At 72.9% G+C, this 17,284-nt stretch carries 17 protein-coding genes; 5 read left to right on the forward strand and 12 right to left on the reverse strand.

Features of this window, described 5'->3' with window-relative positions:
* Nucleotides 1–98: 98 nt before the first annotated feature.
* From AB0M59_RS26630 to AB0M59_RS26655, 6 genes are all read right to left on the reverse strand, one after another.
* Entirely contained in the window at nt 99–1,646 is a 1,548-nt protein-coding gene (locus AB0M59_RS26630) for a carboxyl transferase domain-containing protein (protein ID WP_364619884.1), read from the reverse strand.
* Nucleotides 1,643–2,413, reverse strand: coding sequence for an SDR family oxidoreductase (locus AB0M59_RS26635; RefSeq protein ID WP_364619887.1), 771 nt, complete (start codon nt 2,411–2,413; stop codon nt 1,643–1,645). The genes AB0M59_RS26630 and AB0M59_RS26635 overlap by 4 nt, the downstream gene beginning before the upstream one ends.
* Nucleotides 2,410–3,162 carry an SDR family oxidoreductase gene (locus AB0M59_RS26640; RefSeq protein ID WP_364619890.1) on the reverse strand — a complete coding sequence of 251 codons (753 nt, stop codon included), beginning with the start codon at nt 3,160–3,162 and terminating at the stop codon, nt 2,410–2,412. The genes AB0M59_RS26635 and AB0M59_RS26640 overlap by 4 nt, the downstream gene beginning before the upstream one ends.
* Nucleotides 3,163–3,299: 137 nt before the next feature.
* Nucleotides 3,300–3,788 carry a hypothetical protein gene (locus tag AB0M59_RS26645; protein WP_364619893.1) on the reverse strand — a complete coding sequence of 163 codons (489 nt, stop codon included), beginning with the start codon at nt 3,786–3,788 and terminating at the stop codon, nt 3,300–3,302.
* Between the two features lie 113 nt (nt 3,789–3,901).
* Nucleotides 3,902–4,660, reverse strand: coding sequence for a hypothetical protein (locus tag AB0M59_RS26650; RefSeq protein ID WP_364619896.1), 759 nt, complete (start codon nt 4,658–4,660; stop codon nt 3,902–3,904).
* Nucleotides 4,661–4,764: 104 nt separating this feature from the next.
* A complete protein-coding gene (locus AB0M59_RS26655; protein ID WP_364619898.1) occupies nt 4,765–5,649 on the reverse strand; it encodes an SDR family NAD(P)-dependent oxidoreductase in 885 nt (294 codons plus the stop codon).
* A 93-nt stretch (nt 5,650–5,742) separates the two neighbouring features.
* On the opposite strand from AB0M59_RS26655, the gene AB0M59_RS26660 reads away from it, so the two are divergent.
* Nucleotides 5,743–6,405: a TetR family transcriptional regulator gene (locus tag AB0M59_RS26660; protein WP_364619901.1), complete on the forward strand. Its 663-nt coding sequence runs from the start codon at nt 5,743–5,745 to the stop codon at nt 6,403–6,405.
* 3 nt (nt 6,406–6,408) lie between these two features.
* On the opposite strand, the gene AB0M59_RS26665 is transcribed toward AB0M59_RS26660, so the two are convergent.
* The 6 genes from AB0M59_RS26665 to AB0M59_RS26690 all read right to left on the reverse strand — a co-directional run bounded on the left by AB0M59_RS26665 (nt 6,409) and on the right by AB0M59_RS26690 (nt 13,199).
* Nucleotides 6,409–7,668 (reverse strand): serine/threonine-protein kinase, encoded by a 1,260-nt coding sequence (locus AB0M59_RS26665; protein WP_364619904.1) that lies wholly within the window; start codon nt 7,666–7,668, stop codon nt 6,409–6,411.
* 284 nt (nt 7,669–7,952) lie between these two features.
* On the reverse strand, nt 7,953–9,260 hold the full coding sequence (locus AB0M59_RS26670) for an alpha-glucosidase/alpha-galactosidase (RefSeq protein WP_364619906.1): 1,308 nt from the start codon (nt 9,258–9,260) through the stop codon (nt 7,953–7,955).
* A 41-nt stretch (nt 9,261–9,301) separates the two neighbouring features.
* The gene (locus AB0M59_RS26675; protein WP_364619909.1) at nt 9,302–10,171 is read right to left on the reverse strand and encodes a carbohydrate ABC transporter permease; all 870 of its coding nucleotides are present in this window, start codon (nt 10,169–10,171) and stop codon (nt 9,302–9,304) included.
* Nucleotides 10,168–11,094 (reverse strand): sugar ABC transporter permease, encoded by a 927-nt coding sequence (locus AB0M59_RS26680; RefSeq protein ID WP_364619912.1) that lies wholly within the window; start codon nt 11,092–11,094, stop codon nt 10,168–10,170. The genes AB0M59_RS26675 and AB0M59_RS26680 overlap by 4 nt, the downstream gene beginning before the upstream one ends.
* 9 nt (nt 11,095–11,103) lie before the next feature.
* Entirely contained in the window at nt 11,104–12,369 is a 1,266-nt protein-coding gene (locus tag AB0M59_RS26685) for an ABC transporter substrate-binding protein (protein ID WP_364619914.1), read from the reverse strand.
* Nucleotides 12,369–13,199 (reverse strand): endo alpha-1,4 polygalactosaminidase, encoded by an 831-nt coding sequence (locus AB0M59_RS26690; protein ID WP_364619916.1) that lies wholly within the window; start codon nt 13,197–13,199, stop codon nt 12,369–12,371. The genes AB0M59_RS26685 and AB0M59_RS26690 overlap by 1 nt, the downstream gene beginning before the upstream one ends.
* Before the next feature lie 248 nt (nt 13,200–13,447).
* On the opposite strand from AB0M59_RS26690, the gene AB0M59_RS26695 reads away from it, so the two are divergent.
* The 4 genes from AB0M59_RS26695 to AB0M59_RS26710 all read left to right on the forward strand — a co-directional run bounded on the left by AB0M59_RS26695 (nt 13,448) and on the right by AB0M59_RS26710 (nt 17,238).
* Nucleotides 13,448–14,536 carry an ATP-binding protein gene (locus tag AB0M59_RS26695; RefSeq protein ID WP_364619918.1) on the forward strand — a complete coding sequence of 363 codons (1,089 nt, stop codon included), beginning with the start codon at nt 13,448–13,450 and terminating at the stop codon, nt 14,534–14,536.
* Nucleotides 14,537–14,693: 157 nt separating this feature from the next.
* On the forward strand, nt 14,694–15,809 hold the full coding sequence (locus AB0M59_RS26700; protein ID WP_364619921.1) for a hypothetical protein: 1,116 nt from the start codon (nt 14,694–14,696) through the stop codon (nt 15,807–15,809).
* Nucleotides 15,794–16,444: a response regulator transcription factor gene (locus tag AB0M59_RS26705; RefSeq protein WP_364619923.1), complete on the forward strand. Its 651-nt coding sequence runs from the start codon at nt 15,794–15,796 to the stop codon at nt 16,442–16,444. Before AB0M59_RS26700 ends, AB0M59_RS26705 begins: the two co-directional genes overlap by 16 nt.
* A gap of 170 nt (nt 16,445–16,614) precedes the next feature.
* Nucleotides 16,615–17,238, forward strand: a complete 624-nt coding sequence (locus AB0M59_RS26710; RefSeq protein ID WP_364619926.1) for a hypothetical protein — start codon at nt 16,615–16,617, stop codon at nt 17,236–17,238.
* The last annotated feature ends 46 nt before the right edge of the window (nt 17,239–17,284 follow it).

Genomic DNA, 17,284 nt, shown 5'->3' on the forward strand with positions numbered 1-17,284 from the left:
ACCGCTGATCCGAACTCAACGGACCTTCTCACGAAGGTCTAGGCGCCCGGTTCGTACCCACCCACCCCCCCCCCCCCCCCCCCCCCCCCCCCACGACCCTAGGGCCGCAGCCCGAACGACGGCCGGCCCACCAGCTTCGGCAGCACGGCGTACGCGTCCGGCACCCAGTCGCACAGCCGCGCCCGGGTTTCGCGCGGGTCGATGACGTCGTCCACCGAAAACCGCTCCGCCGTGCGGAACGGCGAGCGCACCGCGTCGAGGCGGGCGCGGATCTCCTCGATCCGCGCCTCGCGGTCGTCGGCGGCGTCGAGTTCGGCGCGGTAGGCCGCTTCGATGCCGCCTTCGACCGGCAGGGAACCCCAGTCGCCGGACGGCCATGCCCAGCGGCGGACCAGGCGGTGCCGGTTGACCTGGCCCGCGCCGCCGACGCCGAACACGCGCCGGACGATCACCTCGGCCATCGGGATCCGCGTCTGGTAGACCGCCGTCACCGCGCGGGCGCCGTGGCGGATCGCGCCCGCGCGTTCGGCGGCCGCGCCGATCACCATGCCCGCCTGGTCGGTCAGCGACACCAGTGGCAGGTGGAAGGTCTCGCAAAGGTCGACCAGCCGCGTCATGACGTCGGCGCCCTCCGGCGTCAGCGTCGCGCCGCGGTACGGGTCGGTGGCCAGCACACCGACCGGGTGGCCGTTCAGCCGCGCCAGTCCCGCGTAGGCCGAGCCGCCCGACACGGCGTAGTCGAACACCGAGCCTTCGTCGAAGACGCCGTCGAGCAGCGGCCGCAACCGGTAGGGATGACGCCGGTTGCGCGGCACCAGCGACAGCAGCGCCTCGTCGGCCCGGTCCACGGGGTCCGCCGTGGACGACACCGGCGGCAAAGAGTCCACTGAGGACGGCAAGTACGACAGGAACTGCTTGGCGACGACGAAAGCTTCCGCCTCCGACGCCACGATCCGGTCGACCGCGCCGCTGCGCCGGTGGACGTCGGCGCCGCCCAGCTCCTCCTTGGTGAGGTCCTCCCCCGTCGCGTGCTTGACCACCGGCGGGCCGGCGACGAACAGCTGGCCGGCGCCTTCGACCAGGACGTTCAGGTGCGACATGACCGCCCGCGCGGCCCCGAGCCCGGCGACCGGGCCCAGGCACAGCGCGATGACCGGCACCGTCGAGAGGTTGTCCACCACGAGGTCCCAGCCCGGGTTGACCGGGACGTAGGTGAACCCGTGCTGCTCCAGCATCTTGACGCTGCCGCCGCCCCCGGTGCCCTCGATCAGCCGCACCATCGGCAGCCCGAGCTCGTTCGCCAGGCGCTCGGCGTGGACCTGCTTCTCCATGATCGCGGCGTCGGCGGCGCCGCCGCGGACGGTGAAGTCGTCGCCGCCGATCGCCACCCGGCGGCCGTCGAGCTTCGCCGTTCCGATGACGAAGTTGGCCGGGGTGAACGACTCCAGTGACCCGTCCACATAGGACGCCGTGCCGGCGAGCGCCCCGATCTCGTCGAAGCTGCCGGGATCGACGAGGGCCGCGATCCGCTCGCGGACCGTCGACCGCCCGGCGGCCTGCTGGCGGGCCACCTTCTCCGGCCCGCCCATGCGCTCGGCCAGCTCACGCCGCCGCGCGATCTCGTCGACCTCCGGCTGCCAGTTCATTCGGCTTCGAGGGCCGCTTCGACCTTGCGCTGCAGCTTGTTCATCCCGCCGAGCCAGCGGTCGGTCTGCGTCGCACGGGCCGCGTAGTAGCCGGCGACCTCGGGGTGCGGCAGCACCAGGAACTGCTTCGACTCGATGGCCGCGAACAGCGCGTCCGCCACCTGCTCGGGCTCGATCGCGGACGCGCCCATCAGCAGCTGGCCGGCGGTGCCGGTGCTCTCCAGCATGGCGGTGCGCACGCCCTGCGGGCAGATCGCCTGCACGGTGATCCCGCGGTGCCGGTAGGTCGCCGACAGGTACTCGGCGAACGCGAGCGCGCCGTGCTTGGTCACCGAGTACGGCGCCGAGCCGAGGCTGGTGAGTAGCCCGGCGGCGGAGACGGTCGCGATGAAGTGACCCCGGCCGCGCTCGAGCCACGCCGGGAGCAGCTGGTTCGCCGCGCGGACGTGGGACATGACGTTGACTTCCCAGGTGCGCGCCCAGACCTCTTCGGGGCTTTCCGCGCCGCCGAAGGGCGCGATGCCCGCGTTGGCGCAGAAGACGTCGATCTCGCCCAGCGTCGCGCGGGCGCTCTCGATCAGCTTCGCGACGCCGTCGACGCTCGCGACGTCGCCGGTGAACGCCGTGCCGCCGACCTCCTTCGCGACTTCGCCGGCCTTGTCGCCGTCGAGGTCGGCCACGACGACCTGGGCGCCTTCGGCGGCGAAGCGACGGGCCAGCGCGGCACCGATGCCCCCGCCGCCCCCGGTGACGACGACGCCGGTCACAGGCCACCACCCAGGGTCACGCCGCCGTCGAGGACCATCGTCTGGCCGGTGATCCAGCCCGCGTCGTCGGACAGCAGGAACGCGACGGCGCCGGCGATGTCGGCCGGCACGCCGAGGCGCTTCATCGGGTAGGCCGCGGCGACCTCATCTTCACGGCCTTCGTAGAGCGCGGTGGCGAACTTCGTCTTGACGACGGCGGGCGCGACGGCGTTGACGCGGATCTTCGGCCCCAGCTCGGCACCGAGCTCGACGGTCAGCCGGATCAGCGCGGCCTTGCTGACGCCGTACATGCCGATGCCGGGCGACGCGCCGAGGCCGGCGACCGAGGCGACGTTGACGACGGCACCGCCGTGCTCCCCCATCCAGGCGTCGCGGGCGCGCTTGGTCCAGCCGAGTGGCGCGAGGACGTTGACGCCGAGGATCTTCGCCGCGGCGGCGGGGTCGATGTCGAGGGTGGGCCCGTAGGCGGGGTTGATGCCGGTGTTGTTGACCAGGTAGTCGAGCCGGCCGAAGGTCTCGATCGTTTTGGCGATCGCCTCGTCCTGGTGGTCGGTGTCGTCGGACTTGCCGGGCACGAACATGGCGACGTCGGGCCCGCCGAGGGAGTTGACGGCCTCTTCGAGGGCCTCGGGCTTGCGCGCGGTGATGCACACCTTGGCCCCGCGCTCGACGAGCGTCTTCGCGATCCCGAGGCCGATGCCCCGGCTGGCCCCGGTGACGATCGCGACGCGATCCTTGAACGAGTTCACGGCTGTGTGTCTCCTTCGCGGTGTGGTACCCGGCACATGCTAAGCGGTCGGTCAGGTGCTCATTATGCGCGATGGGACCATGCTCTCAAGCAGACCCACGTCACACCGGACGACGACCGAGCGTGAGCCCCGGGTACTCAGCGCCAGAACGGCAGGCAGACCCAGTATGCGGCCGCCACGACGGGGACGAGCAGGAACAGCACGGTAGCGGGAACGCCGGTCATCCGCCTCGACGGCAGACGGCCCGCCTCGGCGACGAGCCGTTCGCCCATCCGCAGCCGGATCCTCGGGGAGGCGATCGCGGCGGACCAGCTCGCTTCGAGCCCGGCCTCGATCTCTTCGATGCGCTTGCTGCTGATCTGCCGGACGGCCCGGATCCGCCACAGCATCGCGATCCAGCCGAGGGTCACCAAGAATCCGAAGAACGAGAACAGCACGAGCACGGCGGGCGGCAGCCGGGAGACTTCACCGGAGGCCGCGGAGACCGCGATCAGCGCGCTGTTCAGCGTGATGAGCAGGCCGCCCGTGCGGAAGTAGATCTGGTCTTCGTGGAAGTAGTGCGCGGAAAGCAGTTTGTACTCTTCCAGCAGCCAGGCTTCTTCCCGTTCCGGCAACGGTGACGTCATGTCCCGTCAGTCGCGGACCCCGTCCCGGCGGTAACACCACGCACTCGTTCGGAGCAGCGAACAGCACGACGGGGGCGCTGCCCGTTCAGGCAGCGCCCCCGTTCGATCCGGTCCTACCGGGCCTTGTGCTCGGTCTTGCCCTTGGCCGCGTGGCCGTTGGTGCCGTTGACCGGCTTGGGAGCCGGCGGCTTCGGGGCGTCGGCCGGCTTCGGCGCCGGTGCGGCAGCCGGAGCCGACGCGGGAGTCGGAGCCGCGGCCACCGGCTTGGCCGGCGTCGGCGGCACCGCCTGGTCCGCCGGGGTCACGACCTTGTCCGCCGGCACCGGAGCCTTCTCCTCGGTCTCCTCCACCAGCGGGTTCGACCGCTTCGCCTGCACGACGGCCACCACCGCGGCGGCCACCGCGCCCAGCACCAGCAGCCACGGCCAGCGGGCCCGCCGGGAGCGGTCCCCGCGCGCCACGCTCTTCGCTTCCTCCAGCGCCACGGCCAGGTCACGCTTCGCCGTCGCGACGGCCTTGCGCCGCTTGCGGTTCGACTCGCCCGTCGAGCCCGCCACCGTCGCGATCGCCTGCGCCGCCTTGCGACCGGGGTCGCGCAGCTTCACCGCGCGGGACAGCACCTCGTCGCGGGCGGCGACCGAGTGCTTCAGCACGTCCCGGCGCGAAGACCGGGTGCTCTTGTCGAAGTCCTTGGTCGCCGAACGGCCGACCTTCGCGAGCTCGTCCGCGCTTTCGGACAGCTTGCGGTCGGTGATCTCCACCGCCCGCGCGGCCGCGGCCGCCCCCACTCGTGCCGCTTCCGCGGCGAGATCCCGAACGCCGGCGGCCGCCGTCTTCACCGATCGCCCGACCGGAGCATCGCCCTGGCTCATGTGATCACCTCTCACTAGTCCGCAGGCAGGGCCTGCTCAGCCTCACACCCCTGGGCTACCCACCAAACGGCCTTCCGGAACCTCCGGCCACTCGTCGGTGTCGGTCAGGCCCGCACGTCGGGCAGGCTCTGGCCGCGCTGGAGGCGCCACGCGTCGCCGGCTTCGTCGTGATCCGTGGAGCTGCTCAGGCCGGCCCACTTCGCGTCGGTGTCGACGCGGTGCCGCCACGCCTGGCGGCCGAACTCGTAGGCGTCGCTGCCCGCCAGCAGGCGCAGCGGCGGCTCGTCGAGGCCCGCGACGGTGAGCACCAGGTCGGCGACCTTCCGCGGGTCGCTGTTCGCGTGCCGCTCGAAGTCGGCCATCGCGCGGGCGGACGCGCCGACCGTCGCCTCGTACGGCTCGCTGATCGGCGGCGTGGTCATCGACGCGCCGGCCCAGTCGGTGCGCATCCCGCCCGGCTCCAGAACCGTGATCTTGATGCCCAGCGGGGCGACCTCGGCGGCGAGCGCTTCGCTGAACCCGCCGACCGCCCACTTCGCCGACTGGTACGCCGTCATCCCGGGGCTGCCGACGCGGCCGCCGACGGACGAGATCTGGATGATCCGGCCGCCGCCCTGCGCGCGCAGCACCGGAACCGCGGCCTTGGTGACGTACACCGTGCCGAGGAAGTTCGTCTCGATCTGCCGGCGGAAGACGTCGAGCGTCGTGTCCTCCAGGGACACCCGGTCGCCCTGGCCGGCGTTGTTGACCACGACGTCGATCCGGCCGAACGCGGCGACGCCGGCGGCCACCGCGGTTTCGGCGGCCGCCGCGTCGGTGACGTCGAGCGGCTCGACGTGGACGCGGTCGCCGTAGCGGGCCACGAGCGCGTCCAGGGCGCGCGGGTCCCGGGCGGTCGCGACGACGCGGTGCCCGGCGGCGAGGGCCCGCTCGGCGATCTGCCGGCCGAGGCCGCGCGACGAACCGGTCACGAAGAAGACTGAACTCATCGGAAGCTCCTTTGTTAACGCAATGCCCTTGCGTTAAGGCGAACGTACGCCCGCTGCAGCGTTAAGTCAAAGCGGTTGCGTTATCGTGGACGCGTGCCTCATCCCCGCCAGCGCGCCCGCTCCGACCAGGACAAAGAGGTCCGCAAGACCGCTTTGCTGACCGCCGCGCGCGAACTCGCGGTCGAACGCGGCGTGCGCGAGGTCACCCTCACCGAGGTGACGAGCCGGGTCGGCCTGCACCCGTCGGCGCTGCGCCGGTACTTCGAATCCCGCGAGGAGCTGCTGCTCGAACTGGCGGAGCAGGGCTGGGCCGAGTGGCGGGAGCGGCTGCTGGCGGACCTCGAAGGCCGCCGGCTGGGCCCGGTCGAGGTCGCCGAGGTCGTCGCCGGGTCGCTGGACGCGCTCCCCCTGTTCTGCGACCTGCAGACGCACGTCGGTCTCAGCCTGGAGGGCGCGGTCCGGCTGGAGCGGGCGCGCGGCTACAAGACCGCCGCCTCGGAGGCGTTCGACGCGATGACGGCGGCTCTGGTCGAGACCGGCGCCGGCTTGGACGCCGACGGCGCCCGGACCCTCCTGACGGCGGCGATGAGCTGCGCGGCGTACCTCTTCCAGCTGTCCCGGCCGTCGCCGACCTTGCGCCGGCTGTACGACGAGGTGCCGAGGTGGGCGCACAGCGCGCTGCGGTTCCGCGAGCAACTGACGACGCTGCTGCGGGCGGTCGCCCTGGGCGTGCAGCGCCCGGCCGAGGGGCCGTGAAGGTCAGTGATCGGGCTGCCCCTTGCCCTTCACCGGGCCGTTCCCCCGGGTCTTGCCCTTGGCTTTGCCGTTCTCCGCGGCCGCGGAGTGCACCGCTTCCGGCGTGGGCGGCTGGGGCCTCGACACCGCCGCCGGCCCCGGGGGCGCCGCGGCCCCGCCCTCCTGGGACCCCATCAGGACGGTCGACGCGGGCGGTGAAGAGGCCACCGACGACGGCGCCGGGCTGCTCGGGACGACCGACCCGGCGACGGGCTCCCCGCCCGCACCGGGCCCCGCGGCGTCCGGCCGGGTGAGCAGCACGCCGAGCACGACCGCGACGGCCGCGGTCGCGAGCCCGCCGGCCGCGACCAGCTTCCGCCGGCGCGGCGCGGGCGCCGCCACCGTCGTGGCCGGCTGCCGCAGCAGCCGCACGACCTCCCCGGCCGTGGGGCGCTGCGCGGGTTCACGGACGGTCATCCGTTCGAGGACGTCGGCCAGTGGCGAAGGCAGCCCGGCGGGGACCCGCGGCGGCCGGTGCAGCCGGGCCGTCGCCGACTCGGCCAGGGTGCCGGGGTACTCGCGTTCCGCGGTCAGGCATTCCAGCAGGATCAGCCCGAGCGCGTAGACGTCGGCCGCCGGGCCGGCCTGCTCGCCGACGACCTGCTCCGGGGCCAGGTACGCGGCCGTGCCGGTCACCAGGCCGGTGCCGGTGACGTGCGTGGAGTCCAGCTCGTGGGCGATGCCGAAGTCGGAGAGGAGCGGGCCGTCGCCGCCGAGGAGGACGTTGGCGGGCTTGAGGTCCCGGTGCACGATCCGCCGGTCGTGGACGTGCGCCAGCGCTTCGGCGAGCTCGGCCGCCAGCTCCGTGACCTGCTCGGCCGGCATCGGCCCGGCGAGCAGGCGCTGCGCGAGGTTCTCCCCGGTCACCAGCTGCATCACCAGGTAGGGCCGGTCGCCTTCGGTGCCGCTGTCGTACAGGGCGACGACGCGGGGGTGGTCGATGCTGGCCTGGATGGCCTTCTCCCGTGCCCGGCGCAGAACTTCCACGGCCACCGCGCCCCGCTCGTACACCTTGACCGCGACGTCGCGGCGCAGCCGCTGGTCGAAGGCCTGGTAGACGCGGGCGGTACCGCCGCTGCCGATCAGGCCGCCGACCTCGTAGCGCCCGGCGATCACCTCCGGCGGTTCGTCGCGGGCCCACCACGGCCGCCCGTCGCCGGGCACGTCCAGCGAGTACCGGGGCGAAGTGGGGAGGCCGCTTTCGCCGGTGTGCTCACCGAGCATGGGCGACCGGCCGTCTGTCCGCTGTTCCGGAGAGCACGGGAAGCAACCTCCGCAGGCTGAGTGCGAACGCCGGCCGCGAGGCTCGGCACTGGGCTACGGCTGCTGGGCTGAACCGCGGAACGTGCCGGAACTTTACCTTCGGCCGGGCGCCGACGCAGGTCCTGTGCGGATCCCGACAACGCCGTTTCAGCGGTGCGCCGGCCGGGAAACCTGCTGCCCGAGGTGGGTCCGCGGGTCAGCTCGCCAGGTCCACCGACCGCGCGACATGGTCTCCCTCTCGAGGGTCAGCGGCCGAGGACGGCGCGCAGCGCGGGCTGGAGCCGGTCGCCGTGCGCGCGGACGAGGTCGTCGCACAGCTCGAAGATCCGCTCGACGGGCAGCGTGGCCGCGGTCGCCGGGTCGGTCATCGCGGCGTGCCGGATGTGCAGCGGGTCGTCTTCGACGGCCGCGCGCACGACGAGGTCGTTGGCGCTCAGGTAAGTCCGGTTGAGCGCGGCGAGCTGCGGCGGCAGCGCACCGATCCGGGTCGGCCGGACGCCGGTTCCGTCGACGAGGCACGGCACCTCGACCACGCCGGCGGCGGGCAGGTTCTCGATCAAGCCCCGGTTGACGACGTTGCCGTAGACGGTCCGCGGGGTGCCGGTCAGGACACTGTGGACGATCTGCGGCGCGTACTCGCCGGTGCCTTCGACGGGCAGCGGCTCGTCGGCCGCGACCGCCCGCCGGGTCCGGTCGTACTCGGCTTCGTTCTCCGCGACGATGTCCAGGTAGGCACCGATCGGCAGCCGCAGGCGCTCGATTTCGGAGTCGTGCTTGAGGTACCAGGGCACGTACTCGGCGGAGTGCTCGCTGGTCTCGGTCGGGTAGTAGCCGAGCCGCCGGAGCATGTCGAACCGGACGCGCCGCCGCAGCTGCTCGTCGGACGCGGCCAGCTCCCGCAGCCGCGGGTAGAGGTCGGCGCCCGCGTGCTCGAACCGCAGCACCCAGGCCTGGTGGTTGACGCCGGCCGCGACGTAGGTGACCTCGTCGAACGGCACCCCGACCAGCTCGGCGAGCCCGTGCACGGTCCAGTACACCGAGTGGCACAGGCCGACGACCCGCGTCAGCCCGGTGGCCTCGCCCAGGTACTGGACGTTCATCGCCATCGGGTTCGTGTAGTTCAGCAGCCACGCCTCCGGGCAGACGTCGGCGATGTCGGCACCGAGCGCCTTCAGGAAGGGGAACGTCCGCAGCGCGCGGAAGATCCCGCCGATGCCGAGGGTGTCGCCGATGGTCTGGCGCACGCCGTAGCGCGCGGGGATCTCGAAGTCGGTGCGGGTCGCCTCCCCCATCCCGATCTGGACGATGTTCACGACGAAGTCCGCGCCCGACAACGCTTCCCGGCGATCGGCGTGCGCGGTGAGCACCGGCTTGACGCCCCGCACGGAGGCGATCTGCCGGGCCGCGGCCAGCGCGGTCGCCAGCCGGTCCGGGTCGATGTCGTGCAGGGCGACGTGCACGCCGGCCAGCTCCGGGTAGGCGAACAAATCCGCGAGCAGGCCCTGGGTGAACACGACGCTGCCCGCGCCGACGAGGGTGATCTTGGGGGTCATCGAAATCCGATCCGGTGTGGTCGAAGGGGAGGGCGGACGGGTCAGCCCTTGAGCCCGCTGGAGGTGATGGACTGGACGAACGTCTTCTGCGCGCCGAGGAAGGCCAGCAGCACGGGCAGCACGGTGATGACGTTGCCGGCCATCACCGCGGCCCAGTTCGTGTGGTGCTGGCCCTGGAACGTCGTGAGCCCCAGCTGCAGCGTGTAGGTCGTGTCGTGGTTGAGCACGATCAGCGGCCAGGTCAGGTCGTTCCACGTACTCAGGAACGTCAGCACGGCGACCGTGCTCAGCGCGGGCCGCGACAGCGGCAGCACGATGGTGAACAGCACGCGCAGCCGTGAGCAGCCGTCGATCCACGCCGCCTCTTCGAGTTCCCGTGGCAGCGAGAGGAAGAACTGGCGCAGCAGGAACACCGCGAACGGCGTCACCAGCGACGGCACGATGAGCGCGCCGAGGGTGTCGATCAGGCCGAGCTTCTTCATCACCAGGAACGTCGGGATCATGGTGAGCTGGAACGGGATCGCCATCGTCGCGACCATCAGCGCGAGCAGCGCCCGCGAGCCGGTGAACCGCATCCGCGCGAACGCGTACCCACCCAGCGCGCCGAACAGCAGGTTCGACACGACCGTCACCGCCGAAACGATCAGCGAGTTCGTGAACCAGCGCACGAAAAGCGCGTTCTCGAGGACGTAGCGGTACCCGGCGAAGTCCACATGGGACGGCCAGAGCGCGGGTGGGAACCGGTTGATCTCCGCGTTGCTCATCACGGAGCTGAGCAGCAGCCACACCAGCGGCGCCGCGAACATCAGCGCCAGCGGCACGAGCAGCAGGTGCCACGGGCTGAAGGGCAGCCGGGGCCGGCGCGGCACGGGCAGCACGCGGGTCGCGGGTACTTCGAGCCGGGCCGTCATCGAAGGGCCTTCCCTGGCCGGCGCAGCACGCGCAGGACGAGCACGACGACGAGCAGGGCCAGCGCGAGCACGTAGGCCGAAGCCGCACCGTAGCCGGCGGTGAAGTTCTTGAACGCCTGCTCCCAGACGAAGTAGACGATGACCGTGGTGGAGCCGAGCGGGCCGCCCTTGGTCGTCACGTAGACCAGGTCGAACACCTGCAGCGACGTGATCAGCTGCCACAGCACCAGGAACACCGTCACCGGGGTGATCGCGGGCAGCGTGACGTGCCGGAGCACGCGCCAGGTGCCGGCACCGTCCAGCCGCGCCGCCTCGACCAGCGAGGGTGGAACGTCCTGCAGCGCGGCCAGGTAAACGACGACGCAGAACCCGGTGCCGCTCCACAGCGTGATCCCGACCAAGACCAGCAGCGCCTGCGCCGGGTCGGTCAGGAACCCTTGCGGGGACACGCCGAGGTGGTGCAGCAGCGAGTTGGCCGCGCCGAACTGCGGGTCGAGGATGAAGGAGAACAGCACGCCCTGGGCCGTCGCCGACAGCACGAACGGGACGAACACGAGCGTCCGGTAGACCCCGGCCAGCCGGATGCGCCGGTTCAGCGCCTGGGCCAGCAGGAACCCGAACAGGATGCTGAGCGGGACGTAGAGCACCGTGTACAGCACGGTGTTCCAGACCGCCTGGGCGAAGTGCGGGTCCTGGGCGAGGGCGGCGTAGTTGTCCACGCCGGTCCAGCGGCTCGGCGTGACGAGGTCGTCGACCTGGAAGGACAGCACCAGCGACCAGGCCACGGGCACCACGCCGAGGCCGAGGATGATCAGGACGGCGGGCGAGACGTAGGCCCAGGCGGACGCGGTTTCGCGGCGCCGTCGGCTCTTGGCGGGGTTCCGGGCGGGCGTGACGGTGATGGGCCTCGGCAGTCCGGGCATGGCGGCTCCCTATCGCGGAATGATCAGGGCGGCGTTCGCGGCCGCGGCGCAGTCGCGCAGCGCGTCGGCCGGCGTCGCCTGGCCGAGCAGCACGGCGACGATCGCGGTGCCGACGGCCGCCGACACCTGGGGGTAGGCCGGGTGCACCGGCCGGACGCGGGCGTTCTCCAGCGCGTCGACGAACACCGGCAGGCCCGGGGTCTCCGCCGTTTTCTCCTGCCACGCGGGCAGTTGCTGCGTCCGGCGGCTGAGCGGGAGACTGCCCGCGCCCTCGTCCCAGCGGACGTCCTGGGCCGGGTCCGCCAGCCAGGACAGGAACGTGCGCGCCGCCTCGACGCGCTCCTCGCCGTTGTCGAAGAGCGTCCAGGTGTCCGGGCCGGAGATGGTGATCGGGCGGCCGCTGAAGCTGGGCAACGGAACGATCGCGTAGTCGATCCCGGCGTCGGCGATGTCGGGCAGCTGCCACGGGCCGGTCGGGACCATGCCGATGTGGCCGGCCTCGAACGCCTGGTACATCTGCTCGCTGCCGGTCTTCGGGTCGAGGTAGACGGACTTCGCCGCGGCGAGGTCGCGGACGACCTCCAGGGCCCGCACGCCCTGCTCGGTGAACCCGATGCCGCGCCCGCCCGCGCCGATGACGTCGCCGCCGAGGTCCCACACCATCGGCCACAGCCGCCACACGGTGTCCTCGTCGCCGGTGGCGGGCCAGGCGGTGCCGAAGGTGCCACTGCCCGGGTCGGTGAGTTTCCCGGCCGTGGCGACGAAATCGGCCCACGTCCAGCCCGCGGCGGGCACCGGGATCCCGGCCTGCTCGAACAACGCCTTGTTGCACACCACGGCCAGCGAGTCGAGCAGCGCCGGGACCGCGCGGACGCGGCCGTTGACGGTGACCGCTTCCCGGGCCGGAGCCCAGAAGCCGGGGCCCGCGTCGACGAGGTCGGTGACGTCGACGACGCTCGGGCTGCGCGCGACGCTGGCGAGGTCCGAGCCGAAGACGTAGGCGATGTCCGGGAACGACCCCGACGCGAGCGCCGCGGTGACCTTCTGGAGCATCGCGTCCGAAAGGACGCCACCGCCCAGGTCGATCCGGATGCCGGGGTGTGTCCGGTGGAAGTCCGCGACGAGCGCGTCGAGGACCTTCTTGCCGGTGTCGGTCTGGCCGTGCCAGATCTCGACGGTCACCGGGCCGCCGGTGCTGCGCGCCGGGCCGCAGCCGGCCACGGCCGCGCCGAGGGCCAGACCGCCGGCGCCGCGCAGGAATCCGCGCCGGTCCATCAGCAGGTCTTGCGGACGTAGCCGGCTTCGCCCTCCGGGACGACGTCGTGGTCGCGGCGGACGATGCTCAGCGAGCCGCCCCAGCGGTCGCAGGCGTTGGCCAGGCCGGCGTCGGTGTATTCGATGACGATCACGTGGTCGCCGAACGCGGGCGTGAACTCGTCGCAGTTGTCCTGCTCACCGCATTCTTCGGCGACGGCGAAGTCGAGGCCGTTCGCCTGGCGCTGCCCGGCCAGCTCGGAGGTGTTCTTCTGCCCGATCGCCAGGCCCTTCGCGTGGGCGTGCGCGGACAGCAGGCGGATGTAGGCCTGGGCGTCGCTGTCGGACAGAAGTCCTTCGGAGCGCGTGAAACTGTCGTAGTTGTCGGGCTCGATCGCCTGGTAGCCCCGGGCCGCGCAGTCGTCGACCCAGGCGTTCACCTTGGCCGCGACCCGGGTTCGCTTGTCCGCGGTGCGCAGGTCGAGCAGGGCTTCGTCCCAGTCCTCGTCGACGACCACCTTGCCGTTCGCGTCGCGGAGCAGGAGGTCGTCCCACTCCCCCTCGGCGCCGGGCTGCGCCTGGAAAGCGTTGACGTAGCAGATGTTGTAGACGCCTTGAGCGGGCGAGGCGGTGTGGTCGCGGCTGACGACCTGGACGTCTTTCGCGGGGGTGTACGCGCCGCCGATCTGGTAGTCGAAGCCGGCTTTGACCGGCGGCGGCGTGACGGTGGCCACCGGTGCCGCGGAGGCGGAACACGCGGTGCCGCCGAGGACAGCGGCCGCCAGGGCGGCGCCGGCGAGGAACTGAACGCGGGAAGAGGGCATCATCGAACTCCGGATGATGGTGGGCACGACCCCGCCTCGGACCACGTGCGCGTCCTGGCGACTCAGTCCGGGCTCGCGGCGGAGGCCGACATACCGGCTGGGCGTACCTCTGACGTCGGGGCGTCCGTTCCGACGTGCTCAGCAGTAAAGCGAGCAGGACCGGGCATGTCAAGTGCTCGATTGTGCAGGAAGTTCGCCCTTATTGGACAGAATTGCGCGCCAGGCGACGCCTGGTAGAAACAGTACGTCCGATTTCCGCAGTTCCCGGGGGTGTGATGACGGCCAGCGCGCCGGGGCCGGTCGAGGCGCAGTTCCGGGCGTCGGTCACCCGGTTCGCCGGGCCCGCGCGAGCCGTCGCCACAGCGGTCGTCGGCGTCTTCGGCGTGGTCGCCGCGCCCGGCGGTGTCCTGCCCTTCGGCCTGCTGGCGTTGAGTCTGGTTGCGAGCGCCGCCGACGTCTTCGGTGGGCGGCGCACGTCGTTCGTCTTGTGCGTGCTGCGCGCCGGTGCGGTGGGCGCGTGCCAGCCGTGGATCACGTCGGTGCCGGGCTCGGCGAGCCTGTGGGCGGTGAACGTCCTGACGATCACCGCGATCACCTGGCAGTGGGAGCACCCGCCGCGGCTGACCGGGCCGGCGCTCGTGGTGCTGCTCGCCGTGGGGACGGTCGCCGGCGGCGGGGACTGGCTGCCGGTGGCGCTGCGGGTCGTCGTGGAGAGCGTGCTGGCGCGGCTGGCGTTCGTGCTGCTCGTCCGGTCGACGGCCCGGACGGACGCCGCGCGCGCCGAGCAGGCGGCGCTCGAACAGGCGGCGGCCCTCGAGCGGGACCGTCGCCGTCGCGAGCGCGAGTACTTGGCACTGCTGCACGACACGGCGTCGGCGACGTTCCTGGCGGTCGCGTCCGGCGCGGCGACCGACCCCGGCGCGGTGGCGGGGTATGCGGCCCGTGATCTGGCGATCCTGACCGGTTCGCACCGGGAGGAGGACACGCCAGTCGACCTGGAAGCGGGTCTGCGGGCGACCCTGGTCGGACGCTCGCTGCCGGTGGACGCGGTGTGGGAGCCGGTGCCGCTGATTCCGGCTTCGGCGGCTTTGGCTCTGGTGCGCGCGGCCGAGGAGGCGCTGCGCAACGCCGAACGCCACTCGGGTGCGGACTCCGTGGCGGTGCGGTTGTCGGCGGTGCCCGCCGGGGTGGCGGTCACGATCACCGACGACGGCTCCGGCTTCGACCCGGCTTCGGTTCCCCCGGCTCGGCGCGGGGTCCGGGGGTCGGTGGTGGAGCGGATGCGCGCCGCCGGGGGCACCGCGGAGATCAGCTCGAGCCCCGGCGCCGGGACGACCGTGACGCTGAGGTGGTCTCGTGCGTGAGACGGCGGAAGACCCCGCGGACGGAGCTCAGGGCTCCGGCGAGGCCACGGTGTCGGTGACGAGGCCCGGTTCGGCCGGCTCGCGTGGGCCGAAGGGGACCTTCAGCCCAGCGGTACGGATGCGACTTCGCCGGGACCCCGCGGGCGGGGGTGGGGCGGTGGCCGGTTCGGGATTCCCGGGCGCCGCCGGCCCTTCGGCGCACCCTGCCACGCCCAACGCGGCCGCCGCTCCAGCCGATCCCGCCATCCGGCTCGCTACAGCAATCCGGATCGTGCTGCTCGGCGTGACCGCCATCATCCAGCCCGGGCTCGGGCTCGCTCCCCTTCTCCGCCACCACCCCGCCTACCAACCGCCCGTCGTCGCCGACCTTGCCTACGGTGTCCTCGCCGGGGTCACCGCCCTCTGCGCCCTCTGGGTGCTGCGGCGCAAGCCGATCCCCGCGGCCGTCGCCGCCGGTGGGGCATTCGTCGTGCTCCTCGCCTCCTCCGCCGCGACCGCCGCCCTGCCACCGGACTCCTTCTTCCGCGAGCCGCACTGGTCGTTCGGGCTCGTCGGGTGGCACCTGCTCGTGCTGCTCGCCGACCGGCCGCCCGCCCTGCTGACCGCGCTCGCCGCGCACACCGCCGCCAGCGTCACCCAGTTCCTGCTCGGCGGGACACCCACGCGCACCGAGCTCGGCGACGCCGCGATCGTGCTGTTCGGCGTGACCGTCTTCCAGCTCGCCATCGCCGGGCTGATCCGGCTGCTCGACCGCCGCGCGGGCGAGGCCGCCGCGGCCGCCGCCGAGCGGGAGCGCCTCGCCACCCGGGCCGCCCTCGCCGCGCAGGCCGGGCGCGACCTGCGCACCGGGTTCGCCGAACAGCTCGGTGCCACCCTTCCCCTGCTGGCCGGGCTCGCCGACGGCACCGTCGACCCCCGCACGCCGGACGCCCGCGCCCGCTGCGCGCTGGCCGCCGCGCAGCTGCGACGCCTCTTCGCGGAGAACGACGACGTGCCCGACCCGCTCGTGCACGAGGTCACCGCCTGCCTCGACGTCGCCGAGCGGCGCGGGGTCGCCGTGACGCTGGCCGTGAGCGGTGATGTCGTCGAAGTCCCGGCCGAGGCCCGCCGTGAGCTGACCGGAACCGTGCTCACCGCGCTGGCCGCCGCCCGCACCCGGGCGCGCGTCAGCGTGCTGCGCACTCCCGAACTCGTGCGCGTCGCCGTCGTCGCGGACGGCCGTGCCGAGCCCGAAAGGCAATCGCGGATGGAGGCGCAGTGGCGACCCGAGTGACGGCCGTCGTGGTCGACGACCACCCGGCGGTGCGCGCCGGCGTGGCGTACTGGCTGGCGGCCGGCGACCCGCCGATCGACGTCGTCGCCGAGGGCGAGGACGTCAAGGCCGCCTGGCTCGGCGCGGGCGCGACCGCCGACGTCGTGATCTTCGACCTGCACCTGGGCGGCCCCGCGCCGGCGTTCGGCGACCTGCGGCGCCTGGCCGAGGCCGGGCGCCGCGTGGTCGTCTACTCGATGCGCTCGGACGACGACGTCGCGCTGCAGTGCCTCGAGCTGGGCGCGCTCTGCTACCTGACGAAGGCCGAAGGCGCCGGGCACCTGGTGGAGGCGACCCGGGCCGCGGCGCAGGACCGGCCCTACACCCCGCCGTCGCTGGCCGGGGCGCTCGCCGGGGACCGCTCGGAGACGCGGCCCGCGCTCTCGGCGCGGGAGGCCGAGGTGCTCGTCGAGTGGTTCCAGTCGGAGTCGAAGGAGTTCGTCGCACACCGGCTGGGGATCTCGGCCAGCACGGTGAACTCCCACCTGGAGCGGATCCGCGTCAAGTACGCGCGCATCGGCCGCGAGGCGCCGACCAAGGCCGCGCTCGTCGCCCGGGCCATCCAGGACGGCCTGATCGGCGTCGACGATCTGTGACCTCGGCGTGGTGCGAACGGACCACACCGCCGGTGGCGCGGCCGGGTTAGCGTCCGGCTGACGGAGCCGCGAGGGCGCCCCGTACGGGTCGCCGCGACTGTTCGGGGACGGCCGCGGCGCCCGGCTCCGCCCCGGCCGGAACCTGTCCGGCGGGCTTTCCGAGGAGATCCATGAAGCACGTCCGCACCACCGCCCTGCTCGCCGCCTGCGCCGCCACCCTCCTGCTGTCCGCGTGCGGCGAGGAGTCCGGCCAGGCCGCGCCCGCCGCCCCGACCAGCGCTCCGGCGTCGGACTCGGCGTCGGCCTCCCCGGAGTCCTCGACGGGCGCGGCCGTGCCCGCCGGCGACGTCACGAAGCCCGGGACCGAACTGAAGCTCGGCGAGCGCGCGGTCGTCCCGTTCAAGTACGGCACCACCAAGTCCGGCACGATCGCGATCACCGTGACGGCGATCGAGAAGGGCGCCAACGCCGACCTCGCGAAGTACGGTGACAAGGCGAAGGGCATCACGCCGTACTACCTGCGCGCGACGGTCGAGAACGTGGACGGCGCCGACCTGTCCTACTCCTCGGTGACCCTGCGCGCCCTCGGCGCCGACGGCCGCTCCACCGGCGTGATCATCACCGGCAGCACCGACCAGTGCAAGTCCGGCACGGCGGGCAAGGACTTCGGCAAGGCGGGCGCGAAGTTCGAGACGTGCACGCTGCAGGGCGCCCGCGAAGGCAGCGAAGTCGGCGCCGCGACGTACGACAAGGGCGACGGCTACGACAAGTCCCCGGTGGTCTGGAAGAACTGACCCGCGCTCCGCCGGAGAATCCGCACCGCAATCGCTTGCCCGTACG

It is taken from the genome of Amycolatopsis sp. NPDC051371, assembly GCF_040682155.1.
In the GTDB taxonomy this organism is placed as follows: Bacteria; Actinomycetota; Actinomycetes; order Mycobacteriales; family Pseudonocardiaceae; genus Amycolatopsis.

What these genes read in the sequence shown, in the direction of transcription:
- AB0M59_RS26665 (WP_364619904.1), bottom strand. Translation starts at nt 7,668, where the DNA reads ATGCTCGGTGAGCACACCGGCGAAAGCGGCCTCCCCACTTCGCCCCGG.
- AB0M59_RS26645 (WP_364619893.1), bottom strand. Translation starts at nt 3,788, where the DNA reads ATGACGTCACCGTTGCCGGAACGGGAAGAAGCCTGGCTGCTGGAAGAG.
- AB0M59_RS26650 (WP_364619896.1), bottom strand. Translation starts at nt 4,660, where the DNA reads ATGAGCCAGGGCGATGCTCCGGTCGGGCGATCGGTGAAGACGGCGGCC.
- AB0M59_RS26680 (WP_364619912.1), bottom strand. Translation starts at nt 11,094, where the DNA reads ATGCCCGGACTGCCGAGGCCCATCACCGTCACGCCCGCCCGGAACCCC.
- AB0M59_RS26675 (WP_364619909.1), bottom strand. Translation starts at nt 10,171, where the DNA reads ATGACGGCCCGGCTCGAAGTACCCGCGACCCGCGTGCTGCCCGTGCCG.
- AB0M59_RS26670 (WP_364619906.1), bottom strand. Translation starts at nt 9,260, where the DNA reads ATGACCCCCAAGATCACCCTCGTCGGCGCGGGCAGCGTCGTGTTCACC.
- AB0M59_RS26630 (WP_364619884.1), bottom strand. Translation starts at nt 1,646, where the DNA reads ATGAACTGGCAGCCGGAGGTCGACGAGATCGCGCGGCGGCGTGAGCTG.
- AB0M59_RS26695 (WP_364619918.1), top strand. Translation starts at nt 13,448, where the DNA reads ATGACGGCCAGCGCGCCGGGGCCGGTCGAGGCGCAGTTCCGGGCGTCG.
- AB0M59_RS26655 (WP_364619898.1), bottom strand. Translation starts at nt 5,649, where the DNA reads ATGAGTTCAGTCTTCTTCGTGACCGGTTCGTCGCGCGGCCTCGGCCGG.
- AB0M59_RS26710 (WP_364619926.1), top strand. Translation starts at nt 16,615, where the DNA reads ATGAAGCACGTCCGCACCACCGCCCTGCTCGCCGCCTGCGCCGCCACC.
- AB0M59_RS26685 (WP_364619914.1), bottom strand. Translation starts at nt 12,369, where the DNA reads ATGGACCGGCGCGGATTCCTGCGCGGCGCCGGCGGTCTGGCCCTCGGC.